This window comes from Micromonospora sp. KC207, from assembly GCF_004348615.1.
In the GTDB taxonomy this organism is placed as follows: domain Bacteria; phylum Actinomycetota; class Actinomycetes; order Mycobacteriales; family Micromonosporaceae; genus Micromonospora.
Genome location: NZ_SMKJ01000124.1, coordinates 1 through 18107, shown reverse-complemented (window position 1 = coordinate 18107; position 18107 = coordinate 1). Strand labels below are relative to the sequence as shown.

Genomic DNA, 18107 nt, shown 5'->3' with positions numbered 1-18107 from the left:
GGGAAGAGCAGCGCCGGGCCGTCCGGGTCCTTCGAGTCTCGGACCGCCACCGCACCGGGTACGACCGCCATCTCCACGCAGGCGCCCTCGTCACCGCTGCGGCTGCTCTTGCGCCATCGCGCCGCGGCCAGGGCCGCTCTCGTCGTCGGGGTCATGGTCCTACCGTCCCTTCAGGAGTCGGAGGAGCTGGTCCCGGGTGGCCGCGGGGCTGAGTGCGACCGTCCGCAGGTGCTCCATGATCTTGGTGCAGGTACGCAGGTCGCCGGGCCGGTCGAGGACCATCTGCCCGGCGACCGTCTCTACCGAAGCGATGATCGGGTCCTCCGGGTCGGCGAACTCCAGGATGTGCAGCGACCCCCGGGTGCCCCGGTGGTAGCCGGCCGCCAGGGGGATCACCTGGACCGTGATGTTGGGCAGCTCGGCCATCTTGAGCAGTTGGTGCAGCTGCGCCTCCATCACGGCCTGACCACCCACGGGGCGCAACAGCGCGCCCTCGTCGATGATCGCGTCGAAGATCGGCGGCGCGTCGCCGGTGAGCCGCTGCTGCCGGTCGAGTCGCAGGTGGACCCGCTGCTCGACCTGCTCGTCGCTGAGGGTGTGCGGGCCGCCCCGCATCACCCCCCGGATGTAGTCCGCGGTCTGTAGCAGGCCGGGCACCACCGACGGCTCGAAGTTGGCGATGCCGGTCGCCTCGGCCTCGAGCGCGATGAAGTCGATGGTCCGCCGGTCCAGCAGGTACGAGTAGGACACCCACCAGCCGGGCTTGCGGGCGTCCTTGGCGAGCTGGACGGCGGCGGCGATCTCGTCGACGCTCACCCCGTACAGGGTGAGCAGCGCGCGCACCGTGGCCGGGCTGATCAGCGTCTGGGCGTTCTCGTACCGGGACAGGGTGCTCCGGGTGCTGTTGATCTCGTCAGCGGCGGCCTCGAGGGTGAGGCCGGCCGCCTCCCGGTGCGTACGCAGCGCGATGCCGAGCCGTCGGGCCCGGGCCGTCTTCGGTGCCATGCGTCGATGGTGGCATACATCTCCGGGAAGGTGTACATGAGAGAACGGCGATGAGAGTTGCATTCACGCCCGTCCACATGCCAACCTGTGACCAGTTCCTCACCACCAGTTGTCGTGGCGACGGTGGTGGTGAGTGACCGGAGGGGATGGGGCGCGTGGCGATCGGGTTTTCTCCCCCGTACCCGATCGCCGCGTGCCGCCACCCGCGACGCACCGGAAGGGACTCGCATGACGGCGACTGCCTGCTGGCCCCGGGTGTCGCGGTGTCGCTGGTGTGCACACCCCGTGCTACGCGACAACGACGACGCGTGGATCCACGCCCACCTGGCGTACGTCTGCCGGGACCGCTTCGGCGGGCTGACAGCGACCACGGCGGAGCCGGAGGGTTCGCCCGGCCGGCCGGCGCGAGGCGCGGCGGGAGGGCGGCGGTGACCCGGTTCCTGGTGGTGCTCACCGACGTCCGTCCGGTGGACGGCGTCAGCCGGAACGAGCGGCAGGCCCCCGAGCGGCGGCGGCAGGTGGTCGGGGCGAGCAGCCGGGAGGCGGCGGACCGGATCGCCGGCGCGTTCATGGCGCTGGGCATGGTGCGGGCGGGGCGGCAGCGGGTGAAGGTGATCGCCGTCGGCCGTCGCTACGGCCTCTGAACGCCGCCCGCGGCCTCCGGCGTCGGTCAGCCGCCGTGGCGCCTCCGCCGGCCCGCCCCGGAAGGGGGCCCGCGTCGGCCGGCGGCGCGTTGTCCGCCGTGATCCGATTACGCAGAGTATATGCACTGTTGACCGGTTGCGCAGTGCTGCCGCTTCGCCCTGGGTATCGACTCCGTTGTCCGGCCACGCACAGTAAGGTCATCCGGGTGAGCGCCACCGGCGAGCACCAAAAGTCTCGCAGTCGCGAACGAAAGGGTGACCGAGTGACCACCCCAGGCAAGACCCGTGTGGCCCTCGTCTTCGGCGGCCGTAGTCCCGAGCACGGCATCTCCTGCGTCAGCGCCGGCAGCGTGCTCGGCGCGCTCGACCCGGACGAGTTCGAGGTGGTCCCCGTGGGCATCACCCGCGCCGGGAAGTGGGTGCTGACCAGCGCCGATCCGGCCCAGTTGGCGATCAGCGCCCGGCGGCTGCCGGAGATCACCGCCGACGCCGGCGCCGACCTCGTGCTGCGGGCGGACCCCACCGGCAACGGGCTGATGGTGCTCGACCCGGCCGAGGGGCCCCGGGCGATCGCAGACGTCGACGTCGTGTTTCCCGTGCTGCACGGCGCGTACGGTGAGGACGGCACAATCCAGGGCATGCTGGAGATGGCCGGCATCCCGTACGTCGGGGCGAACGTCTTCGCCTCCGCCGCCGCGATGGACAAGGAGTTCACCAAGAAGCTCTGCGCCGTCGAGGGCATCCCCGTCGGCCCGTACGCGGTGCTGCGCAACGGGGTCACCCTGTCCGAGGAGGACAAGCGGCGGCTCGGGCTGCCGGTCTTCGTCAAGCCGTCCCGGGCCGGCTCGTCGTTCGGCATCACGAAGGTCGACGACTGGGCCGACCTGGAGGCAGCCGTCGCCGCCGCCCGCGAGATCGACCCGAAGGTGCTGGTCGAGGCCGCGATCGTCGGCCGGGAGATCGAGTGCGGGGTGCTGGAGGGCGAGGCCGGGGGCGGCGCCGAGGCGTCCGTCCTGGTCGAGGTGCGCGCCGGCGGTGACCACGACTGGTACGACTTCGAGGCGAAGTACCTCTCCGAGCCCGAGTACGACCTGCCGGCCACCCTGCCCGAGCACGTCACCCGGCAGGTCCAGGAGTACGCCGTCCGGGCGTTCGCCGCCCTGGACTGCGCCGGGCTGGCCCGGGTCGACTTCTTCGTCACCCCGGACCTGGACGTCTACCTCAACGAGATCAACACGATGCCGGGCTTCACCCCGACGTCGATGTTCCCGCTCATGTGGGCCGCCTCCGGGCTGGAGTACCCGAAGCTGGTCAACCGACTGATCCGCACCGCCCAGCGGCGCGGCGTCGGCCTGCACTGAGCGCGCGCAGCCGGCCCCGGCCCCGTGGGTCGGTCAGCCCGCGCAGCCGGCGGGGGCCGCGCCACCGGAGGGCACCGAGGCGATCACCACGTCGGAGATGGGGCTCACCCACTGTAGGGCCGACCCGTACGCGTGGGGCACGGTCACCCGCACGGCGGTCTCCCGGTCCAGGGTGGTGAGCACGGTCGCGTCCGGCCCCTCGACCGCGTACCAGCAGACCTTGTTGACCAACCAGACGTCGTCGGTGTCGCCCGGGTCCGGCTCGGCACCGCCGCAGCCGATGGTGAGCGCCGGATCGCCGTACGCGGCGTTCTGCTCGGGGCCGGCGGTGACCGGGCGCTGGCGCAGGTCGCGCACGGCCGGCGGGAGCTGGGAGGTCAGGGCGCGGCACACCGTCGCCGGCCGCTCGGCCAGCGGGGGGGCGGCCATCTCGACCGGCGCGGTGGACTGCGGCCCGGCGCTCGTCGCCGCCGGGCCCGGCTCGGCTGCCGGGGCGTCCGGGGTCAGCTTGGCGAAGGTGAACCCGGCCACGGCCACGGTGACCGGCACCGCGATCAGCGTGGCCAGCAGGGCCGCGCTGCGGTCGGTCCGGTCCCGCGGTGGCGTGCCCCCGGACTCCGCGCCGGCCCGGTCGCCGGCACCGCCGCTCTGCACGGTCTTGCCGACCTCGTCGGAGGAGGTAGCGATCTCGTCCACTTACAGGCGCACCACCGAACACGTGAGGGTGCGGGTGATGCCGGGCACCATCTGCACCTTGCTGACGATGAGCTTGCCGAGTTCGTCGACCGTGTTCGCCTCGGTGAGCACGACCACGTCGTACGGCCCGGTGACGGCGTCGACCCGTACCACGCCGGCAAGGTCCCCGATCAGGCCGGCCACGTCACGCGCCCGGCCCACCTCGGTCTGGATGAGGATGTACGCCTGTACCACGACTCGACCTCCGTCCGTCACCGCCGCTGGGCGGCCCGAAGGGTGAAACTACCTTACGGACCAGGTCTGATCCCGATCGGTGGTCAAGGAGAAGCAGTGAGCGAGCGCGACGGCGGGCGGGGCGCGGGACGATCCCGCGCCCACGGCGGGCACGGGCACGACGGGGAGCGGGCATGAGCGTGGCCAGAATCGGCGAGTTCGGGTTGATCGACCGGGTCACCGCCCGGCTGCCCCAGCAGGCGGCCTGCCTGCTCGGGCCGGGCGACGACGGGGCGGTGCTGGCCGCGCCGGACGGCCGGGTGGTCGCCTCCACCGACGTCCTCGTCGAGGGGCGGCACTTCCGGCGGGACTGGTCCGCCGCCCGCGACGTCGGGCACCGGGCGGCGGCGGCCAACCTCGCCGACATCGCCGCGATGGGGGCCAGCCCGACCGCTCTGCTGGTGGCCCTGTGCATGCCACCGGACCTGGACCCGGCCTGGGTGGAGGAACTGGCCGACGGGCTCGCGGCCGAGGCCGCCATTGTGGGCGCGAGCGTGATCGGCGGGGACATGTCGGCCAGCCCGACGCTGACGATCGCCGTCACCGCCCTGGGCGACCTGGGCGGCCGGGCCCCGGTGGTCCGCTCGGGCGCTCGTGCGGGGCACGTCGTGGCCCTCGCCGGCCGAAGCGGGTACGCCGCCGCCGGCTACACCGTGCTGTCCCGGGGCTTCCGCACGCCGAAGCTGCTGGTCGAGGCGTACCGGCGGCCCGAGGTGCCGTACGCGGCCGGGCCGCACGCCGCCCGGCTCGGGGCCACCGCCATGATCGACGTCTCGGACGGGCTGCTTGCCGACCTCGGGCACGTGGCCCGCGCCAGCGGGGTCGGCATCGACGTGCGGCGGGACGCCTTCGAGGTGCCCCGGCAGATGCGCGACGCCGCCCAGGCGCTGGGGGTCGACCCGTACTCGTGGATCCTCGGCGGTGGCGACGACCACGCGCTGGCTGCCACGTTCCCCCCGGCGGTGGCGCTGCCCGACCCGTGGCGGGTCGTCGGCCGGGTGACGGAGGGTGCCGGCGTGACCGTCGACGGCGCGGCGTACGACGGCCCGGCCGGCTGGGACCACTTCCGGTAGGGGACCGGCCGGGACGTACCCTTCACCCGTGAGTGAGATCGAGATTCGCGCGGCTCGCTTCGACTCGCCGGAGGGGAAGCGGCTCATTCGGGCCGCCCTGACGGACCTGGGCCAGCGGTACGGGGGCGGCGGCGACGAGACCCCCGTCGACGCCGCCGAGTTCGTGCCGCCGCACGGCGCGTTCCTGGTCGCCTACCTGGCGGGGGAGCCCGTCGGGTGCGGCGGCTGGCGCAGCCACGGCGACGCCGGGGACGTTGCCGAGCTGAAGCGCATGTACACCAGCCCGGCGGCGCGGGGGCGGGGCGTGGCGCGGGCCGTGCTCGCCGCCGTCGAGCGTTCCGCCCGCGAGCACGGCCGTAAGCGGCTCGTCCTGGAGTGCGGCGACAAGCAGCCCGAGGCGATCGCCCTGTACTCGGCGGCCGGCTACGAGCGCATCCCGAACTTCGGCTTCTACCGGGACCACCCGGGCTGCCTCTCCTTCGGCCGCACCCTCTGAGGTGCCCGGCCGCCCGGCGAGGTGCCCGGCCGGCGGCCGGGTCAGGCGACGGTGACGCGGATCTCGGCGGCGGCGGCGCGGGCGGCCCGTTCGGCCTCGGCCGGGTCGGCACCCCAGGCCAGTACGTGTCCGCTGCGCCGGTCGGACGACGTGACCTCCGCGACGGTCCCGCCGATGGCGGTGTCGAGCCGCACCTCCAGCACCCCGGGCACCCGGCGGGCCGGCCGCAGCCCCTCGATGCCGGTTACGGTGCCCGGCGCGGCGAGCAGGAACTCCACCGCCGCCGCCCCGATCGGCCGGGTCGGCAGCGCCGGCCGCTCGCCGCGCAGCACCCGCAGGTACGCGTCGATGAAGCCGTACTCGTACCCGATCGAGATCAGCGCGGTGATCATGTCTCCGGGCAGCCGGGCGGCGCACTCCACCAGGTGCGGCACGCCGCCGCCGACGATCCACTCGCTGTGCAGCACCCCCGTGCGGAACCCGGCGGCGGCGCACAGCCGCTCCGCCGCGTCGAGCAGGTCACGGCGGGCCACCTCGGGCAGCGCCGAGGGGACGGTGTGCCCGGTCTCGACCGGCAGGGGGCCGGCGAGCACCCGCTTGTCGGTGACGTTGCCGAAGATCACCTCGCCGTCGGCGACGAGCAGTTCGACACTGTGCTCCCGGCCGGCGAGGACCTGCTCGGCGAGCACCTGTGTGGGCAGCCCCTCGGTGGCCTCCGGCGGAGCCTCGGGGGACGCGGTGGCTGCCCAGACGGCCGGGATCTCGGCCGGGTCGGCGACCAGCCGCACTCCGAGGCTGCCCGAGCGCCGGGTGGGCTTGAGCACGCAGCGTCCGTCGTGCCGGCGCGCGAACGCCATCGCCTCCTCCGGCGTGCCCACCAGCTCGTACGCCGGGTTCGCCAGCCCGGCGGCGGCGGCGAGCAGTCGCATCCGGTGCTTGTCGGAGAAGATGTCGGCGGCCCGTGCCCCGGCACCGGGCAGGCCGAGGCGGGCGGCGAGGCGGGCGGCGGCGCCGACGGCGTACTCCAGGCCCGGCATGACCAAACGGGCCCTGGCCAGATCGGGCTCCCGGGCCAGCAGCGCGTCCGCGTCGAAGCCCGTCTGGTACTCGGTTGGCACGACCCGGAACAGGACGGACAGGCGCCCGACCAGCCGGTCGATGCCGCGTCGGCTGATCACCTCGGGTTCCTCCACGACGACCACGCTGCCCGCCGGCAGCTTTTCGTCAAACCAGCGCAGGGTGCCCAGCGAGGCCCCGATGACGATCATCTCGGCACGGCCCAGGTCCAACGGTCGATCCTCCGCTGCGCTTGCGGCGTCGAACCGGGCTGGTCCGGTCGACCGGCGCGCAGCGACCCTAACCGGACAGGCGTCCGGTGTTGATCGGCCGGTCGGACGGTGGCCGGCGACCGCTTGGCCGGGTCGGCAACCCGAGGGTCCCGCGTCCGGCCGACACGACTAGCCGGCGGGCCCTCGGGGCCCGCCGGCTAGTCGACGGCGATCTGGGGTCGGCGCTACCGCGTCAGGCGCGGGTGACCTTGCCGGCCTTGATGCAGGAGGTGCAGACCTTCAACTTCTTGGTGGTGCCGCCACCGGCCGGGGTGCGCACCGACTGGATGTTCGGGTTCCAGCGGCGGTTGGTCCGCCGGTGCGAGTGGGACACGTTGTGGCCGAAGCCCGGCCCCTTGCCACAGACGTCGCACACGCTAGCCACGGGATACTCCTGGGATTGATACGTTCATGAGGTCGCCGCCAGGCGCAGCCCGGGCAACCTGGCCAGGTTACCCGATGGTTCCGCCGCCGCCCAACCGGGCCCCTGGCGACGCCGCGCCCGGCCGGCGCGACGGCGGCGTTCCCGGCTCCCGCCGACGCCACGTCGGCGACACCGTACCGTCGGCCCGGGCGGGTGTCGGTGCGCGCCAGTAGGCTTTCCGACGTGCTGGACACCCTCGACGCCGCCGCGGTGCGCCGCTGGTGCGCGGGCGGGCTGGCCGCGCTGCGCCGGCACCAGGGCGAGATCGACGACCTCAACGTCTACCCGGTCCCCGACGGCGACACCGGCACCAACCTGGTGCTCACCCTCACCTCGGCCCAGCAGGCCCTCGCGATGGACCTGGACACCCTGCCCGACGTCGGGCCCACCCCGCACGGGCACGCGCTGCGGCTGATGGCGCGCGGCGCGCTGCTGGGCGCCCGGGGCAACTCCGGCGTGATCCTGTCGCAGATCCTGCGCGCTCTCGCCGACACCCTGGCCGCCGTCCCGGTGGTGCGGGGCCGGCAGCTCGCCGCCGCGCTGGGCGACGCCGCCGCCGCCGCATACGCCGCCGTCGCCCGGCCCGTCGAGGGCACCGTGCTCAGCGTGGTCGCGGCGGCGGCCCGCGCGGCCGGCTCGGCCGACAGCGACGACCTGCGCACCGTCGCCCGGGAGGCGGCCGGCGCGGCGGCCGAGGCGCTGGCCCGCACACCGGAGCAGCTGCCGGCGCTTGCCCGCGCCGGCGTGGTCGACGCCGGCGGCCGGGGGCTCTGCCTGCTGCTCGACGCGCTGGTCGAGGTGGTCACCGGGGAGAGCCCGCGCCGGCTGCCCCCCGCGCCGCGCCCGGTCCGCCCGCCGCCGGCCACGGCGGTCCGTGAGACCGGCTCCGAGGAGTACGCCTACGAGGTGCAGTTCCTGCTCGACGCCGACGCGGACGCGGTGGCCCGGATGCGGCAGACCCTGGCCGGTCTCGGCGACTCGCTGGTGGTGGTCGGTGACGGAGCCACCGACGGGGCGTCGGACACCTGGAACGTGCACGTGCACGTCAACGACGTCGGCGCGGCCGTCGAGGCGGGGGTGGAGGCCGGCCGGCCGTACCGGATCTCGGTGACCCGCTTCGCCGACCAGCGGGCCGAGCCGGCTGGCCGGCGCGACAGCCGGGCGGCCGTGGTGGTCGCCTCCGGCGCGGGCATCGCCGAGCTGTTCGCGGGAGAGGGGGCGACGGTGGTGCCCGGCAACCCATCCACCGGTGAGCTGCTCGACGCGATCCGGGCCACGTCGGCGGCCCGTGTGGTGGTGCTGCCCAACGACCCGAACACCCAGGCCGTCGCCAACGCCGCCGCGCGGGAGGCGCACGCGCTGGGGGTGAGGGTCAGCGTCGTGCCGACCCGGTCGCCGGTGCAGGCGCTGGCCGCGCTCGCCGTGCGCGACCCGCAGCGCCTCTTCGCCGACGACGTGATCGCGATGGCCGAGGCGGCGGGCGCCTGCCGGTACGCCGAGGTCTGCTGGGCCAGCCGCGAGGCGCTCACCGTCGCCGGCCCGTGCCGCCCCGGCGACGTGCTCGCCCTCGTCGAGGGCGAGGTGCACCTGATCGGCGTCGACCTCGCCGACACCTGCGCCGCCGTGGTCGACCGGATGCTCGGCGGCGGCGGCGAACTGGTCACCCTGCTCTCCGGCGCGGACGCCCCCGACGGGCTGGCCGACGCCGTCGCCGAGCACGTCGCCCGGCGCTGGCCGTTCGTGGAGGTGCAGGCGTACCCGGGCGGCCAGCCGCACTATCCGCTCCTGGTAGGGGTCGAATGACGACGTCCGAGCCGGCCACGGTCGACACGCCGCTGAAGAAGCTGGTCGGGGAGAAGACGGCCAAGGCCCTGGCCGCCCACCTCGACCTGCACACGGCGGGTGACCTGATCTACCACTTCCCCCGCCGGTACGACGAGCGCGGCGAGCACACCGACATCCGCTCGCTCGACGTCGGCGAGCAGGTCACCGTCCTGGCGCAGGTGCGGCGCACCGACGTGCGGCCGATGCGCCAGCGCCGGGGCAAGCTGCTGGAGGTCACCGTCGGCGACGACTCCGGCGGGACGCTCACCTGCACCTTCTTTGGCAACCAGGCGTGGCGGGAGCGGGAGCTGCGCCCCGGCCGGTGGGGCCTGTTCGCCGGCAAGGTCACCGAGTTCCGGGGCAAGCGCCAGCTCAACGGCCCGGAATACGTGCTGCTTGGTGAGGGCGGCGACGGCGAGGCCGCCGCCAACGAGGAGGTCGAGGAGTTCGCCGGCGCGCTGATCCCGGTCTACCCGGCCGCCGCGGCCGTGCCGACCTGGGTGATCGCCCGCTGCGTGCGGGTGGTGCTGGACACCTTCACCCCGCCGGAGGACCCGCAGCCCGCCACGGTCCGGGCCACCCGCAACCTGATCGGCATCGGCACGGCCCTGCGCGAGATCCACCGCCCGTCCAGCAAGGAGGCCCTGTACCGGGCCCGCCGCCGGCTCAAGTGGGACGAGGCGTTCGCCGTGCAGCTCACCCTCGTGCAGCGCAAGCACCGGGCGGCGGCCTGGCCGGCGCGGTCCCGGCCGCCGCGCGCCGGCGCTCTGCTCGACGCGTTCGACGCCCGGCTGCCGTACGAGCTGACCGGCGGCCAGCGGGCCGTCGGCGCGGAGATCGCCGCGGACCTGGCCACCGCCCATCCGATGCACCGGCTGTTGCAGGGCGAGGTCGGCTCCGGCAAGACGGTGGTGGCGCTGCGGGCGATGCTCCAGGTGGTCGACGCCGGGGGGCAGGCGGCGCTGCTCGCCCCGACTGAGGTGCTCGCCGCCCAGCACCACCGGGGCATCCTCGATCTGCTCGGCCCGCTCGCCCGGGGCGGGGAGCTGGGCGCCGCCGACGGGGCCACCTCGGTGGAGTTGGTCACCGGCTCGTTGGGCGCGGCGGCCCGCCGCCGGGCCCTCGCCGAGGTCGCCGCCGGCCGGGCCGGGATCGTGCTCGGCACCCACGCCCTGCTCTACGAGGGGGTCGATTTCGCCGACCTGGGGCTCGTCGTGGTCGACGAGCAGCACCGGTTCGGCGTAGAGCAGCGCGACGCGCTGCGCTCCAAGGCGGACCAGCCGCCGCACGTGCTGGTGATGACCGCGACGCCGATCCCCCGCACGGTGGCGATGACCGTGTACGGCGACCTGGAGGTCTCCACCCTGTCCCAGTTGCCGCAGGGCCGCTCGCCGATCGCCTCGCACGTGGTGCCGGCCGCCGAGAAGCCGGCGTTCCTCGACCGGGCCTGGCGTCGGCTGCGCGAGGAGGTCGCCGCCGGCCACCAGGCGTACGTGGTGTGCCCCCGGATCGGGGACCCGGGGTCCGGGTCGGAGGAGGAGCCGCCCCGGGAGGACGACAACGGCCGGCGACCCCCGCTCGCGGTGACCGAGGTCGCCCCGCTGCTCGCCGAGGGGCCGCTGCACGGGCTGCGGATCGGGATCCTGCACGGGCGGCTGCCCGCCGACGAGAAGGACGCGGTGATGCGCGCGTTCGCCGACGGCGAGCTGGACGTGCTGGTCGCCACGACGGTCGTCGAGGTAGGCGTCAACGTGCCCAACGCCACCGTGATGATCGTGCTGGACGCCGACCGGTTCGGGGTCTCCCAGCTGCACCAGCTACGCGGCCGGGTCGGCCGGGGCTCGGCGGCCGGGCTCTGCCTGCTGGTCACCGAGGCGGCCGAGGGCTCGTCGGCCCGGGAACGCCTCGACGCGGTGGCCTCCACCACGGACGGCTTCAAGCTCGCCGAGCTGGATCTGGAGCAGCGCCGTGAGGGCGACGTGCTCGGGGCGACCCAGTCCGGCCGGCGCTCGCACCTGCGGCTGCTGTCGCTGCTGCGCGACACCGACCTGATTCGCGACGCCCGCGCCGAGGCGATCGCGCTGGTCGACGAGGACCCGGAGCTGGAGCGGTATCCGGCGTTGGCCGCCTCGGTGGCCGCCCTGGTCGACTCCGAGCGCGCGGAGTACCTGGAGAAGGGCTGACCCGCTACGGCGCGCAAGGAGCGGCCTCCGGGCCGGCGCGATGAGGTACCCCTAAGAGTGATGTTATCGATTTGAAATTGTTGATGCACGGAAGGTGATCATGTGAGGACTTCGACGCCACGCGATGCCGGTGCCGCCCGCCCGGGTGCCGGCCCCGGCGTCGCGTAGCGTCGGGGGCATGAGCAGGAGCAGGCGGTGACCCGGATCGTGGCCGGGACGCTCGGCGGTCGGCGCCTCGCCGCGCCGCCCGGCGCCGGCACCCGACCCACCTCCGACCGGGTCCGGGAGGCGCTGTTCAGCGCGGTGCAGGCCGACGTCGACCTGGCCGGGGCGCGCTTCGCCGACCTGTACGCCGGTTCGGGCGCCGTCGGCCTGGAGGCGCTGTCGCGGGGGGCGGCGCACGTGCTGCTGGTCGAGTCCGACCCGCGCGCCGCGCGGGTGGTGCGGGAGAACATCGCCGCGCTGCGGGCCGCCCCGGCCGCCCGGCTGGTCACCGGGAAGGTCGCCACGGTGCTGGCGGCCGGCCCGGACGGCGGGCCGTACGACGTGGTCTTCGCCGACCCGCCGTACGCCGTACCCGATGCCGACGTCACCGCGATGCTGGCCGCGCTGGTCGACTGCGGCTGGCTGGCGACGGACGCCCTCGTGGTGGTCGAACGCTCCAGCCGGACCGGCCCGGTCGGCTGGGTGGAGGGCGTCACGGCCGAGCGCAGCCGGCGCTACGGCGAAACCACGCTTTGGTACGGTCGCCGATCATGAGACGTGCGGTGTGTCCCGGCTCGTTCGACCCGGTCACCAATGGACACCTCGACATCATCGGGCGGGCCGCCCGGCTCTTCGACGAGGTGATCGTCGGCGTGCTGGTGAACCAGTCGAAGAGCGGCCTGTTCACCGTCGAGGAACGGATCGACATGCTCCGCGAGGTGACCGCCTCGTACGACAACGTGCGGGTCGCGTCCTTCCGCGGCCTGCTGGTCGACTTCTGCCGGGCGCACCGGGCCAGCGTCCTGATCAAGGGCCTGCGGGCGGTCAGCGACTTCGACTACGAGCTCCAGATGGCCCAGATGAACGTCGGCCTGGCCGGGGTCGAGACGCTTTTCATGCCGACCAACCCGCTCTACTCCTTCCTCTCCTCCAGTCTGGTGAAGGACGTGGCGAAGTGGGGCGGCGACGTCTCCGCCCACGTGCCCGACCTGGTCCGCGAGGCCCTCCAGGTCCGTCTCGGCCCGCCTCCGCTGGCCTGACCGGCCGCCTCCGCTCCCCTGGCCGGTGGCATCCGGCTCCCCTGACCGGCCGCGACACGACGCGCCGGGTGGGGTGGATCGGCGGGCGGTGGCCGGGGCGCGACATGATGGGTCGAGCGGGAACCCGGCCGTAGCCCGCATCATGTAGCTCGGCCGACGAACGACAGGAGTGAGGTACCGGTGGACCCGCTCGATCGCATCGACGAACTGATCGCCATGGTGGAGCAGGCACGCTCCGTCCCGATGTCGCGGAACAACTGCATGGTCGACCGGGGCGAGATGATCGCCGCCCTCGACGAGCTGCGCGCCGACCTCCCCGCCGACCTGCGTCGGGCGGCGGCCCTGCTGGGGGAACGGGACAAGATCATGGAGGCTGGCAAGCGGGAGGCCGATCGGATCATCAGCGAGGGTGAGGCGGAACACGCCCGCCTGGTGTCGGTGAACGAGATCACGGTCTCCGCCGAGCACGAGGGTGCCCGGATCATCGCCGAGGCCCGGGCCGAGGCGCAGCGGCTGCGTGAGGAGGTCGACGACTACGTCGACACCGCGCTGGCCAACTTCGAGCAGTTCCTCACGCGGGCCCTCGCCTCGATCGAGCGCGGCCGGGACAAGATGCACGCGCTGCGTGAGATCGGCACCTTCGGTGGGGACGAGGCCGATCGCCCGCTACCCTTCTGAGCGGCACCTCAGCAGCCGACAGGCGGGGCGGGCGTCGCCCCCGGTTCGACGGTCCGGCGGTCGTCCAGGTAACCTTTTTTGTCGGCCTCTCACCGGCCGGAGTCTGACTATGCCCAAACACTCGCCTTCATCACTCAACCCCAGGGCGCCGCTGGTCCTCGACACGAGGGACCTGCCGCGTCGCCCTGGCGCGTTGCGTACGCATCGGCGGGTCGTCCCGGCACCGAAGGACCTCGGCGTGGAGTTGATCGGCGTGCCGGAGGGCGCGGACCTCGACCTCGATCTGAGGTTGGAGTCGGTGTCCGAGGGCGTGCTCGTCTCCGGGACCGTCAGCGGTCCCGTCAAGGGCGAGTGTGGGCGTTGCCTGCGTGAGATCGACCACTCGGTGGTCGTGCCCGTCCAGGAGCTGTACGCGTACGAGAACAGCACCACGGACGCCACGACCGACGAGGACGAGGTGGGCCGGATGCAGGACGATCTGATCGACCTGGAGCCGGCGCTGCGGGACGCGGTGGTGCTCACGCTGCCGACCAACCCGCTCTGCCGGGAGGACTGCCCAGGGTTGTGCCCCGAGTGCGGGGTGCACTGGGACGATCTGCCGGCCGACCACAGTCACCAGCAGATCGACCCGCGTTGGGCGGGCCTGTCGCAACTGAACCGTACAGAGGAGTAGGAACCGTGGCCGTCCCGAAGCGCAAGATGTCGCGCAGCAACACCCGGTCCCGCCGGGCGAACTGGAAGGCGGCCGTGGTGGCGACCATGGCCTGCCCGCAGTGCAAGTCCCCGAAGCTGCCGCACGCCGCGTGCTCCGTCTGTGGCACGTACAACGGCCGCCAGGTTCTCGAGGTCTGACCTGGACGCCGAGTGACGCCCCCGACCCCCGGTCGGGTGGCGCGCGCATCCTGGCGATCGCCCGGTGCCCCGGCTCCCGCCGTCGCCGGCCGGCCCGTTCCGGCCGGCGTCCCGGTGGAGCCGGGCACCGCGCGGATCGCCGTTGACCTCCTCGGCGGGGACGATGCTCCCGCCGTCGTGGTTGACGGCGCTCTGCGGGCCATGCGCGCCGACCCGGACCTGCACCTGCTGCTCGTCGGCCCCGCCGAGGTCGCCGACGAGCTGATCGGTGCCCTCGACCCGGTGCAACGGGCCCGGGTCACGGTCCGGCCGGTGCGTGCCGCCGTCGGCATGGCCGACCACCCCGTCGCCGCCCGCGCCGACAGCACCGTACGCACCGCCGTCGCCGCCGTCCGCGACGGCATCGCCGACGCGATGGTCTCCGCCGGCTCCACCGGCGCGACCGTCACCGCGGCGGCCCTCGGCCTCGGCCGCTGGCCGCATGTGCGCCGGCCGGCCCTGGTGGCGACCCTGCCGGCGGTCGCCGGGCCGGTGGTGCTGCTCGACGTCGGCGGCTCCCTGGAGCCAGGCCCCGCCACCCTCGTGCGGCACGCCGTGCTCGGTGCGGCCTACGCAGCCGTCGCGCACGCGGTGATCGAGCCACGGGTCGGGCTGCTGTCGGTGGGCACGGAGGCAGGCAAGGGGGACCGGCTGCGCCGCAGCGCAGACCCGGTGCTCGCCGCCGCGCCGCTGCCCTGCGCCGCGCGCTACGTCGGCCTCGTCGAGGGCTACGACATCGCCTCCGGCCTGCGCGCCGACGTGGTGGTCACCGACGGCTTCACCGGCAACGTGCTGCTCAAGGCGATCGAGGGCGCCTACGCGATGGCCGGCGGGCCCCCGCCCGGCGGCGGCGCTCCCCGGGCCGCCGCCCTGCTCGGGGTGGCCGGCACGGTGGTGGTCTGCCACGGCGCCGCCCGAGGCGAGGACGTCGCCTCCGGCATCGCGCTGGCCGCCCACCTGCGGCGTCGGCGGGCCACCGACGTCGTCTCCGTGCTGCTCGGCGTCCCGGGCGCAGGGGTGGCCCCGCAGACCTCGGCGAAGCCCGGTGACCACACCGAACGCACCACCGACACCGAGGTGAGCCTGTGACCGCCCGTCCCGTCCCGACCGGCCGCGTCGACGCGCCGGCACCGGCGAGCGCGCCCGGCGTGGGCCGCCCGGTCGTGAACCGAGAGGTAACCGCATCATGACCATCGACAAGTGGCGGCGTGCGCCCATCGGTCACCTGGAGGCCGCGTTCGGGGTTTCGCTGGACCCGGAGCTGCTGGAGCGGGCGCTGACCCACCGCTCGTACGCGTACGAGAACGGCGGTCTGCCCACGAACGAGCGGCTGGAGTTCCTCGGCGACTCGGTGCTCGGCGTGGTGATCACCACCGCGCTGTTCCACAACCATCCCGACCTGCCCGAGGGCCAGCTCGCCAAACTGCGGGCGAGCGTGGTCAACATGCGGGCGCTCGCCGACGTCGCGCGGGGCCTGGGCCCGGACGGGCTCGGCGCGTACCTGCTGCTGGGCAAGGGCGAGGAGAGCACCGGCGGCCGGGACAAGGCGAGTATCCTCGCCGACACCCTGGAGGCCCTGCTCGGCGCGATCTACCTCCAGTACGGCCTGGACACCGCCGCGATCGTGATCCACCGGCTGTTCGACCCGCTGATGGCCGAGTCGGCCGGGCGGGGCGCCGCGCTGGACTGGAAGACCAGCCTCCAGGAGCTGACCGCCGCCCTCGGGCTGGGCGTCCCCGAGTACCGCATCGAGGGCACCGGGCCGGACCACCTCAAGACGTTTACCGCCTGGGTGGTGGTCGCCGGAAACCGGTACGGCGGTGCGGAGGGGCGCAGCAAGAAGGAGGCCGAGCAGCGGGCCGCCGAGTCGGCCTGGCGGGAGCTGACCGAGCAGGCCGAGCGCGATCGGGCCGCGCGGGCGAAGCAGATGCAGGCCGAGCAGGAGCAGGCCGCTGTCGACGGAACGCCCGGCCCCGCCGGGCCGGGCCCAGTGGACGGCGGTGGCCTGGTGAACGGGGCGGCCCTGGCCGCCGCCGACAGTGGCCGGGCGGACACCGGCGAGGCGGGTCGTGCCTGAGCTTCCCGAGGTCGAGACGGTCCGGCAGGGCCTGGCCCAGTGGGTCACCGGCCGTCGGATCGCTGGCGTCGAGGTGCGCCATCCCCGGGCGATCCGCCGGCACCTGGCCGGCCCGGCGCACTTCGCCGACGTGCTCGCCGGGCGGACGGTGCGCGACGTGCGGCGGCGCGGCAAGTACCTCTGGCTGCCGCTGAGCAGCGGCGACGCGATCGTCGGCCACCTCGGCATGTCCGGCCAACTGTTGCTCCAGCCGGCCACAGCGGCGGACGAGCTGCACCTGCGGGTCCGGTTCCGGTTCGCCGACGACGGCCCCGAGCTGCGTTTCGTGGACCAGCGCACGTTCGGCGGGCTGGCCGTCTCCGCCGGCGGGGCCGAGCTGCCGCCCGAGATCGCGCACATCGCCCGGGACCCGATGGACCCGCAGTTCTCCGACGGCGCATTCGTCGCGGCCCTGCTGCGGCGGCGTACGGAGGTGAAGCGGGCGCTGCTCGACCAGACCCTCGTCTCCGGGATCGGCAACATCTACGCCGACGAGGCGCTGTGGCGGGCGAAGCTGCACGGTGCCCAGCCCACCGACCAGCTCACCGCGCCGGCCGCGCAGCGGCTGCTAGGCCACGTCCGGGACGTCCTCGGCGAGGCGGTCAAGGAGGGCGGCACCAGCTTCGACGCCCTCTACGTCAACGTCAACGGCGAGAGCGGCTACTTCGACCGCGCGCTCAACGCGTACGGACGGGAGGGCGAGCCGTGCCGGCGGTGCGGCACGCCGCTGCGCCGGGAGACGTTCATGAACCGCTCCTCGTACAGCTGTCCCCGCTGCCAGCCCCGGCCCCGGGCTGCCCTGCGGGGCTGACCAACGCCGGCCGGGCGGCACCGGCGCGTCCGCTCAGCGGCCGGTGCCGCCCGGTCCGGGGGCGTCCGGGCAGGCGTCCCGCCACGCGTCCAGCTCGCGCCGCTTCTGGATGGAGGCGAAGCCGTACCCGAGGGTGGTCACGCAGAACTCGTCGGGGTCGCCCGCGTACTCGACGTGGAACACCGGCTTGCGGGCGTCGGCGAACGGCAGCAGCTCTGCGCATTCGCGCAGCCGGACGCACTCCTCGTTGACGGCGAAGTCGAAGTCCGGCGCGAGCGCGGCCACCTGCGGCACGTCACCGAGCAGGCCGGGGGACAGGTCCAGCGAGCGGGCCAGGGCGGCGACCCGCCGATTGAACCGCAGCTGGTCGTCGAACTCCAGGGAAAAGCCGGAGAGGTGGGCGTACCCGTCTGCGTCGGCGAGGGCGACCGCGCCGAAGCCCTTGCCCCGGCACAGCCGGAGTCGGTCGGCCAGGATCGGCGCCAACACCTCCCACCGCCGCACGTCCACCCACCGGGTGCCGGGCCGCCGGCCGGCCGCGCCGCGCACCGCCGCCGGGTACCGGTCCGCGTCCGGGTCCGTCCGGGCGTACGCGCCTACGCCGACCTGGCAGACCAGCCGGCGGTCCCGGGCGCGCAGCACGGCGGCCTCGGTGCTGGTGGTACGCACAGGGTCGAGCAGGAACACGTCCGCCTCGATCGTGGTGTCGAGCGGGCCGGTGAGCTGCCACTGCCAGCGCCAGTGCCGGGCCTCCCCGGCCGGCCAGGGGGTCGGCGCGTCCGGCCGGGCCAACTCGGCCCGGCAGCCGTACGCCGTCGTCAGCAGCGCCAGCGCGACGAGTGAGCGCAGCAGCCCGCCCGGCGCGCGCCCGACGCCGGGCGACGGCAGCCGGATCCGCATCGGCAACTCCCGGGTCGCGGGCGGCACCCGGCCGCCCGAAACGGGTGCGCCGCCCGGACGCCCGACGCGGACCCGCCGCCCGGCCTCCCCAGAGCGGATACGCCGCCCCGGGCACCGCCTCGGCGCACCTCACCGGGTGAAACGAGCGGGACCCCGGGAC

Annotated in this window: 20 protein-coding genes and 1 pseudogene; 14 read left to right on the top strand and 7 right to left on the bottom strand. The window is 74.5% G+C overall.

Features of this window, described 5'->3' with window-relative positions:
• On the bottom strand, positions 1-155 hold a 155-nt coding region (locus E1258_RS17140), incomplete at its 3' end, for a DUF397 domain-containing protein (protein ID WP_132402054.1).
• Between the two features lie 4 nt (positions 156-159).
• Positions 160-1005 carry a helix-turn-helix transcriptional regulator gene (locus E1258_RS17135; RefSeq protein ID WP_132402051.1) on the bottom strand — a complete coding sequence of 282 codons (846 nt, stop codon included), beginning with the start codon at positions 1003-1005 and terminating at the stop codon, positions 160-162.
• A 428-nt stretch (positions 1006-1433) separates the two neighbouring features.
• Here E1258_RS17135 and E1258_RS17125 point away from each other — a divergent pair, with 428 nt between their 5' ends.
• Both E1258_RS17125 and E1258_RS17120 read left to right on the top strand, forming a co-directional pair.
• Positions 1434-1649, top strand: coding sequence for a hypothetical protein (locus E1258_RS17125; RefSeq protein ID WP_007075174.1), 216 nt, complete (start codon positions 1434-1436; stop codon positions 1647-1649).
• Between the two features lie 263 nt (positions 1650-1912).
• The gene (locus tag E1258_RS17120) at positions 1913-3010 is read left to right on the top strand and encodes a D-alanine--D-alanine ligase family protein (protein ID WP_132402048.1); all 1098 of its coding nucleotides are present in this window, start codon (positions 1913-1915) and stop codon (positions 3008-3010) included.
• A 33-nt stretch (positions 3011-3043) separates the two neighbouring features.
• On the opposite strand, the gene E1258_RS17115 is transcribed toward E1258_RS17120, so the two are convergent.
• Both E1258_RS17115 and E1258_RS17110 read right to left on the bottom strand, forming a co-directional pair.
• A complete protein-coding gene (locus tag E1258_RS17115) occupies positions 3044-3706 on the bottom strand; it encodes a DUF3515 family protein (RefSeq protein WP_207919598.1) in 663 nt (220 codons plus the stop codon).
• Positions 3707-3940 (bottom strand): Lrp/AsnC ligand binding domain-containing protein, encoded by a 234-nt coding sequence (locus E1258_RS17110; RefSeq protein ID WP_007075177.1) that lies wholly within the window; start codon positions 3938-3940, stop codon positions 3707-3709.
• A gap of 173 nt (positions 3941-4113) precedes the next feature.
• On the opposite strand from E1258_RS17110, the gene E1258_RS17105 reads away from it, so the two are divergent.
• Together E1258_RS17105 and E1258_RS17100 are read left to right on the top strand one after the other, a co-directional pair.
• The gene (locus E1258_RS17105; RefSeq protein WP_132402045.1) at positions 4114-5052 is read left to right on the top strand and encodes a thiamine-phosphate kinase; all 939 of its coding nucleotides are present in this window, start codon (positions 4114-4116) and stop codon (positions 5050-5052) included.
• 28 nt (positions 5053-5080) lie between these two features.
• Complete coding sequence (locus E1258_RS17100; protein ID WP_132402042.1) at positions 5081-5548, top strand: GNAT family N-acetyltransferase; 468 nt, start codon at positions 5081-5083, stop codon at positions 5546-5548.
• 41 nt (positions 5549-5589) lie between these two features.
• Here the strand turns inward: E1258_RS17100 and E1258_RS17095 are convergent, their stop codons facing one another.
• Both E1258_RS17095 and rpmB read right to left on the bottom strand, forming a co-directional pair.
• On the bottom strand, positions 5590-6837 hold the full coding sequence (locus E1258_RS17095; RefSeq protein WP_243715509.1) for an ATP-grasp domain-containing protein: 1248 nt from the start codon (positions 6835-6837) through the stop codon (positions 5590-5592).
• Positions 6838-7069: 232 nt separating this feature from the next.
• A complete protein-coding gene (rpmB, locus tag E1258_RS17090; RefSeq protein WP_007075181.1) occupies positions 7070-7261 on the bottom strand; it encodes a 50S ribosomal protein L28 in 192 nt (63 codons plus the stop codon).
• A 222-nt stretch (positions 7262-7483) separates the two neighbouring features.
• Between rpmB and E1258_RS17085 the strand changes: the two genes are divergently transcribed.
• The 10 genes and pseudogenes from E1258_RS17085 (at position 7484) to mutM (ending at position 17047) form a co-directional block, all read left to right on the top strand.
• Positions 7484-9103 (top strand): DAK2 domain-containing protein, encoded by a 1620-nt coding sequence (locus tag E1258_RS17085; RefSeq protein ID WP_132402039.1) that lies wholly within the window; start codon positions 7484-7486, stop codon positions 9101-9103.
• Positions 9100-11307, top strand: coding sequence for an ATP-dependent DNA helicase RecG (recG, locus tag E1258_RS17080; RefSeq protein ID WP_132402036.1), 2208 nt, complete (start codon positions 9100-9102; stop codon positions 11305-11307). The genes E1258_RS17085 and recG overlap by 4 nt, the downstream gene beginning before the upstream one ends.
• A 195-nt stretch (positions 11308-11502) precedes the next feature.
• Positions 11503-12066 (top strand): 16S rRNA (guanine(966)-N(2))-methyltransferase RsmD, encoded by a 564-nt coding sequence (gene rsmD / locus E1258_RS17075; protein ID WP_132402033.1) that lies wholly within the window; start codon positions 11503-11505, stop codon positions 12064-12066.
• Complete coding sequence (coaD, locus tag E1258_RS17070) at positions 12063-12551, top strand: pantetheine-phosphate adenylyltransferase (RefSeq protein WP_132402030.1); 489 nt, start codon at positions 12063-12065, stop codon at positions 12549-12551. Before rsmD ends, coaD begins: the two co-directional genes overlap by 4 nt.
• A gap of 180 nt (positions 12552-12731) precedes the next feature.
• Positions 12732-13229, top strand: coding sequence for a hypothetical protein (locus tag E1258_RS17065; RefSeq protein ID WP_007075187.1), 498 nt, complete (start codon positions 12732-12734; stop codon positions 13227-13229).
• A gap of 109 nt (positions 13230-13338) precedes the next feature.
• Positions 13339-13902: a DUF177 domain-containing protein gene (locus E1258_RS17060; RefSeq protein WP_132402027.1), complete on the top strand. Its 564-nt coding sequence runs from the start codon at positions 13339-13341 to the stop codon at positions 13900-13902.
• Positions 13903-13907: 5 nt separating this feature from the next.
• The gene (gene rpmF, locus E1258_RS17055; RefSeq protein ID WP_036374705.1) at positions 13908-14081 is read left to right on the top strand and encodes a 50S ribosomal protein L32; all 174 of its coding nucleotides are present in this window, start codon (positions 13908-13910) and stop codon (positions 14079-14081) included.
• Positions 14082-14195: 114 nt separating this feature from the next.
• Positions 14196-15209 carry a phosphate acyltransferase PlsX gene (locus E1258_RS17050; protein ID WP_132402057.1) on the top strand — a complete coding sequence of 338 codons (1014 nt, stop codon included), beginning with the start codon at positions 14196-14198 and terminating at the stop codon, positions 15207-15209.
• A 97-nt stretch (positions 15210-15306) separates the two neighbouring features.
• A pseudogene (rnc, locus tag E1258_RS17045) lies at positions 15307-16061 on the top strand (ribonuclease III); the annotation flags it as partial.
• Positions 16062-16189: 128 nt separating this feature from the next.
• Positions 16190-17047, top strand: coding sequence for a bifunctional DNA-formamidopyrimidine glycosylase/DNA-(apurinic or apyrimidinic site) lyase (mutM, locus tag E1258_RS17040; protein WP_132402021.1), 858 nt, complete (start codon positions 16190-16192; stop codon positions 17045-17047).
• A gap of 33 nt (positions 17048-17080) precedes the next feature.
• Here mutM and E1258_RS17035 read toward each other — a convergent pair whose 3' ends face one another.
• The gene (locus E1258_RS17035) at positions 17081-17947 is read right to left on the bottom strand and encodes an endo alpha-1,4 polygalactosaminidase (RefSeq protein ID WP_165949803.1); all 867 of its coding nucleotides are present in this window, start codon (positions 17945-17947) and stop codon (positions 17081-17083) included.
• Positions 17948-18107: the final 160 nt, after the last annotated feature.

What these genes read in the sequence shown, in the direction of transcription:
- E1258_RS17105 (WP_132402045.1), top strand. Translation starts at nt 4,114, where the DNA reads ATGAGCGTGGCCAGAATCGGCGAGTTCGGGTTGATCGACCGGGTCACC.
- E1258_RS17135 (WP_132402051.1), bottom strand. Translation starts at nt 1,005, where the DNA reads ATGGCACCGAAGACGGCCCGGGCCCGACGGCTCGGCATCGCGCTGCGT.
- E1258_RS17060 (WP_132402027.1), top strand. Translation starts at nt 13,339, where the DNA reads ATGCCCAAACACTCGCCTTCATCACTCAACCCCAGGGCGCCGCTGGTC.
- recG (WP_132402036.1), top strand. Translation starts at nt 9,100, where the DNA reads ATGACGACGTCCGAGCCGGCCACGGTCGACACGCCGCTGAAGAAGCTG.
- E1258_RS17035 (WP_165949803.1), bottom strand. Translation starts at nt 17,947, where the DNA reads ATGCGGATCCGGCTGCCGTCGCCCGGCGTCGGGCGCGCGCCGGGCGGG.
- coaD (WP_132402030.1), top strand. Translation starts at nt 12,063, where the DNA reads ATGAGACGTGCGGTGTGTCCCGGCTCGTTCGACCCGGTCACCAATGGA.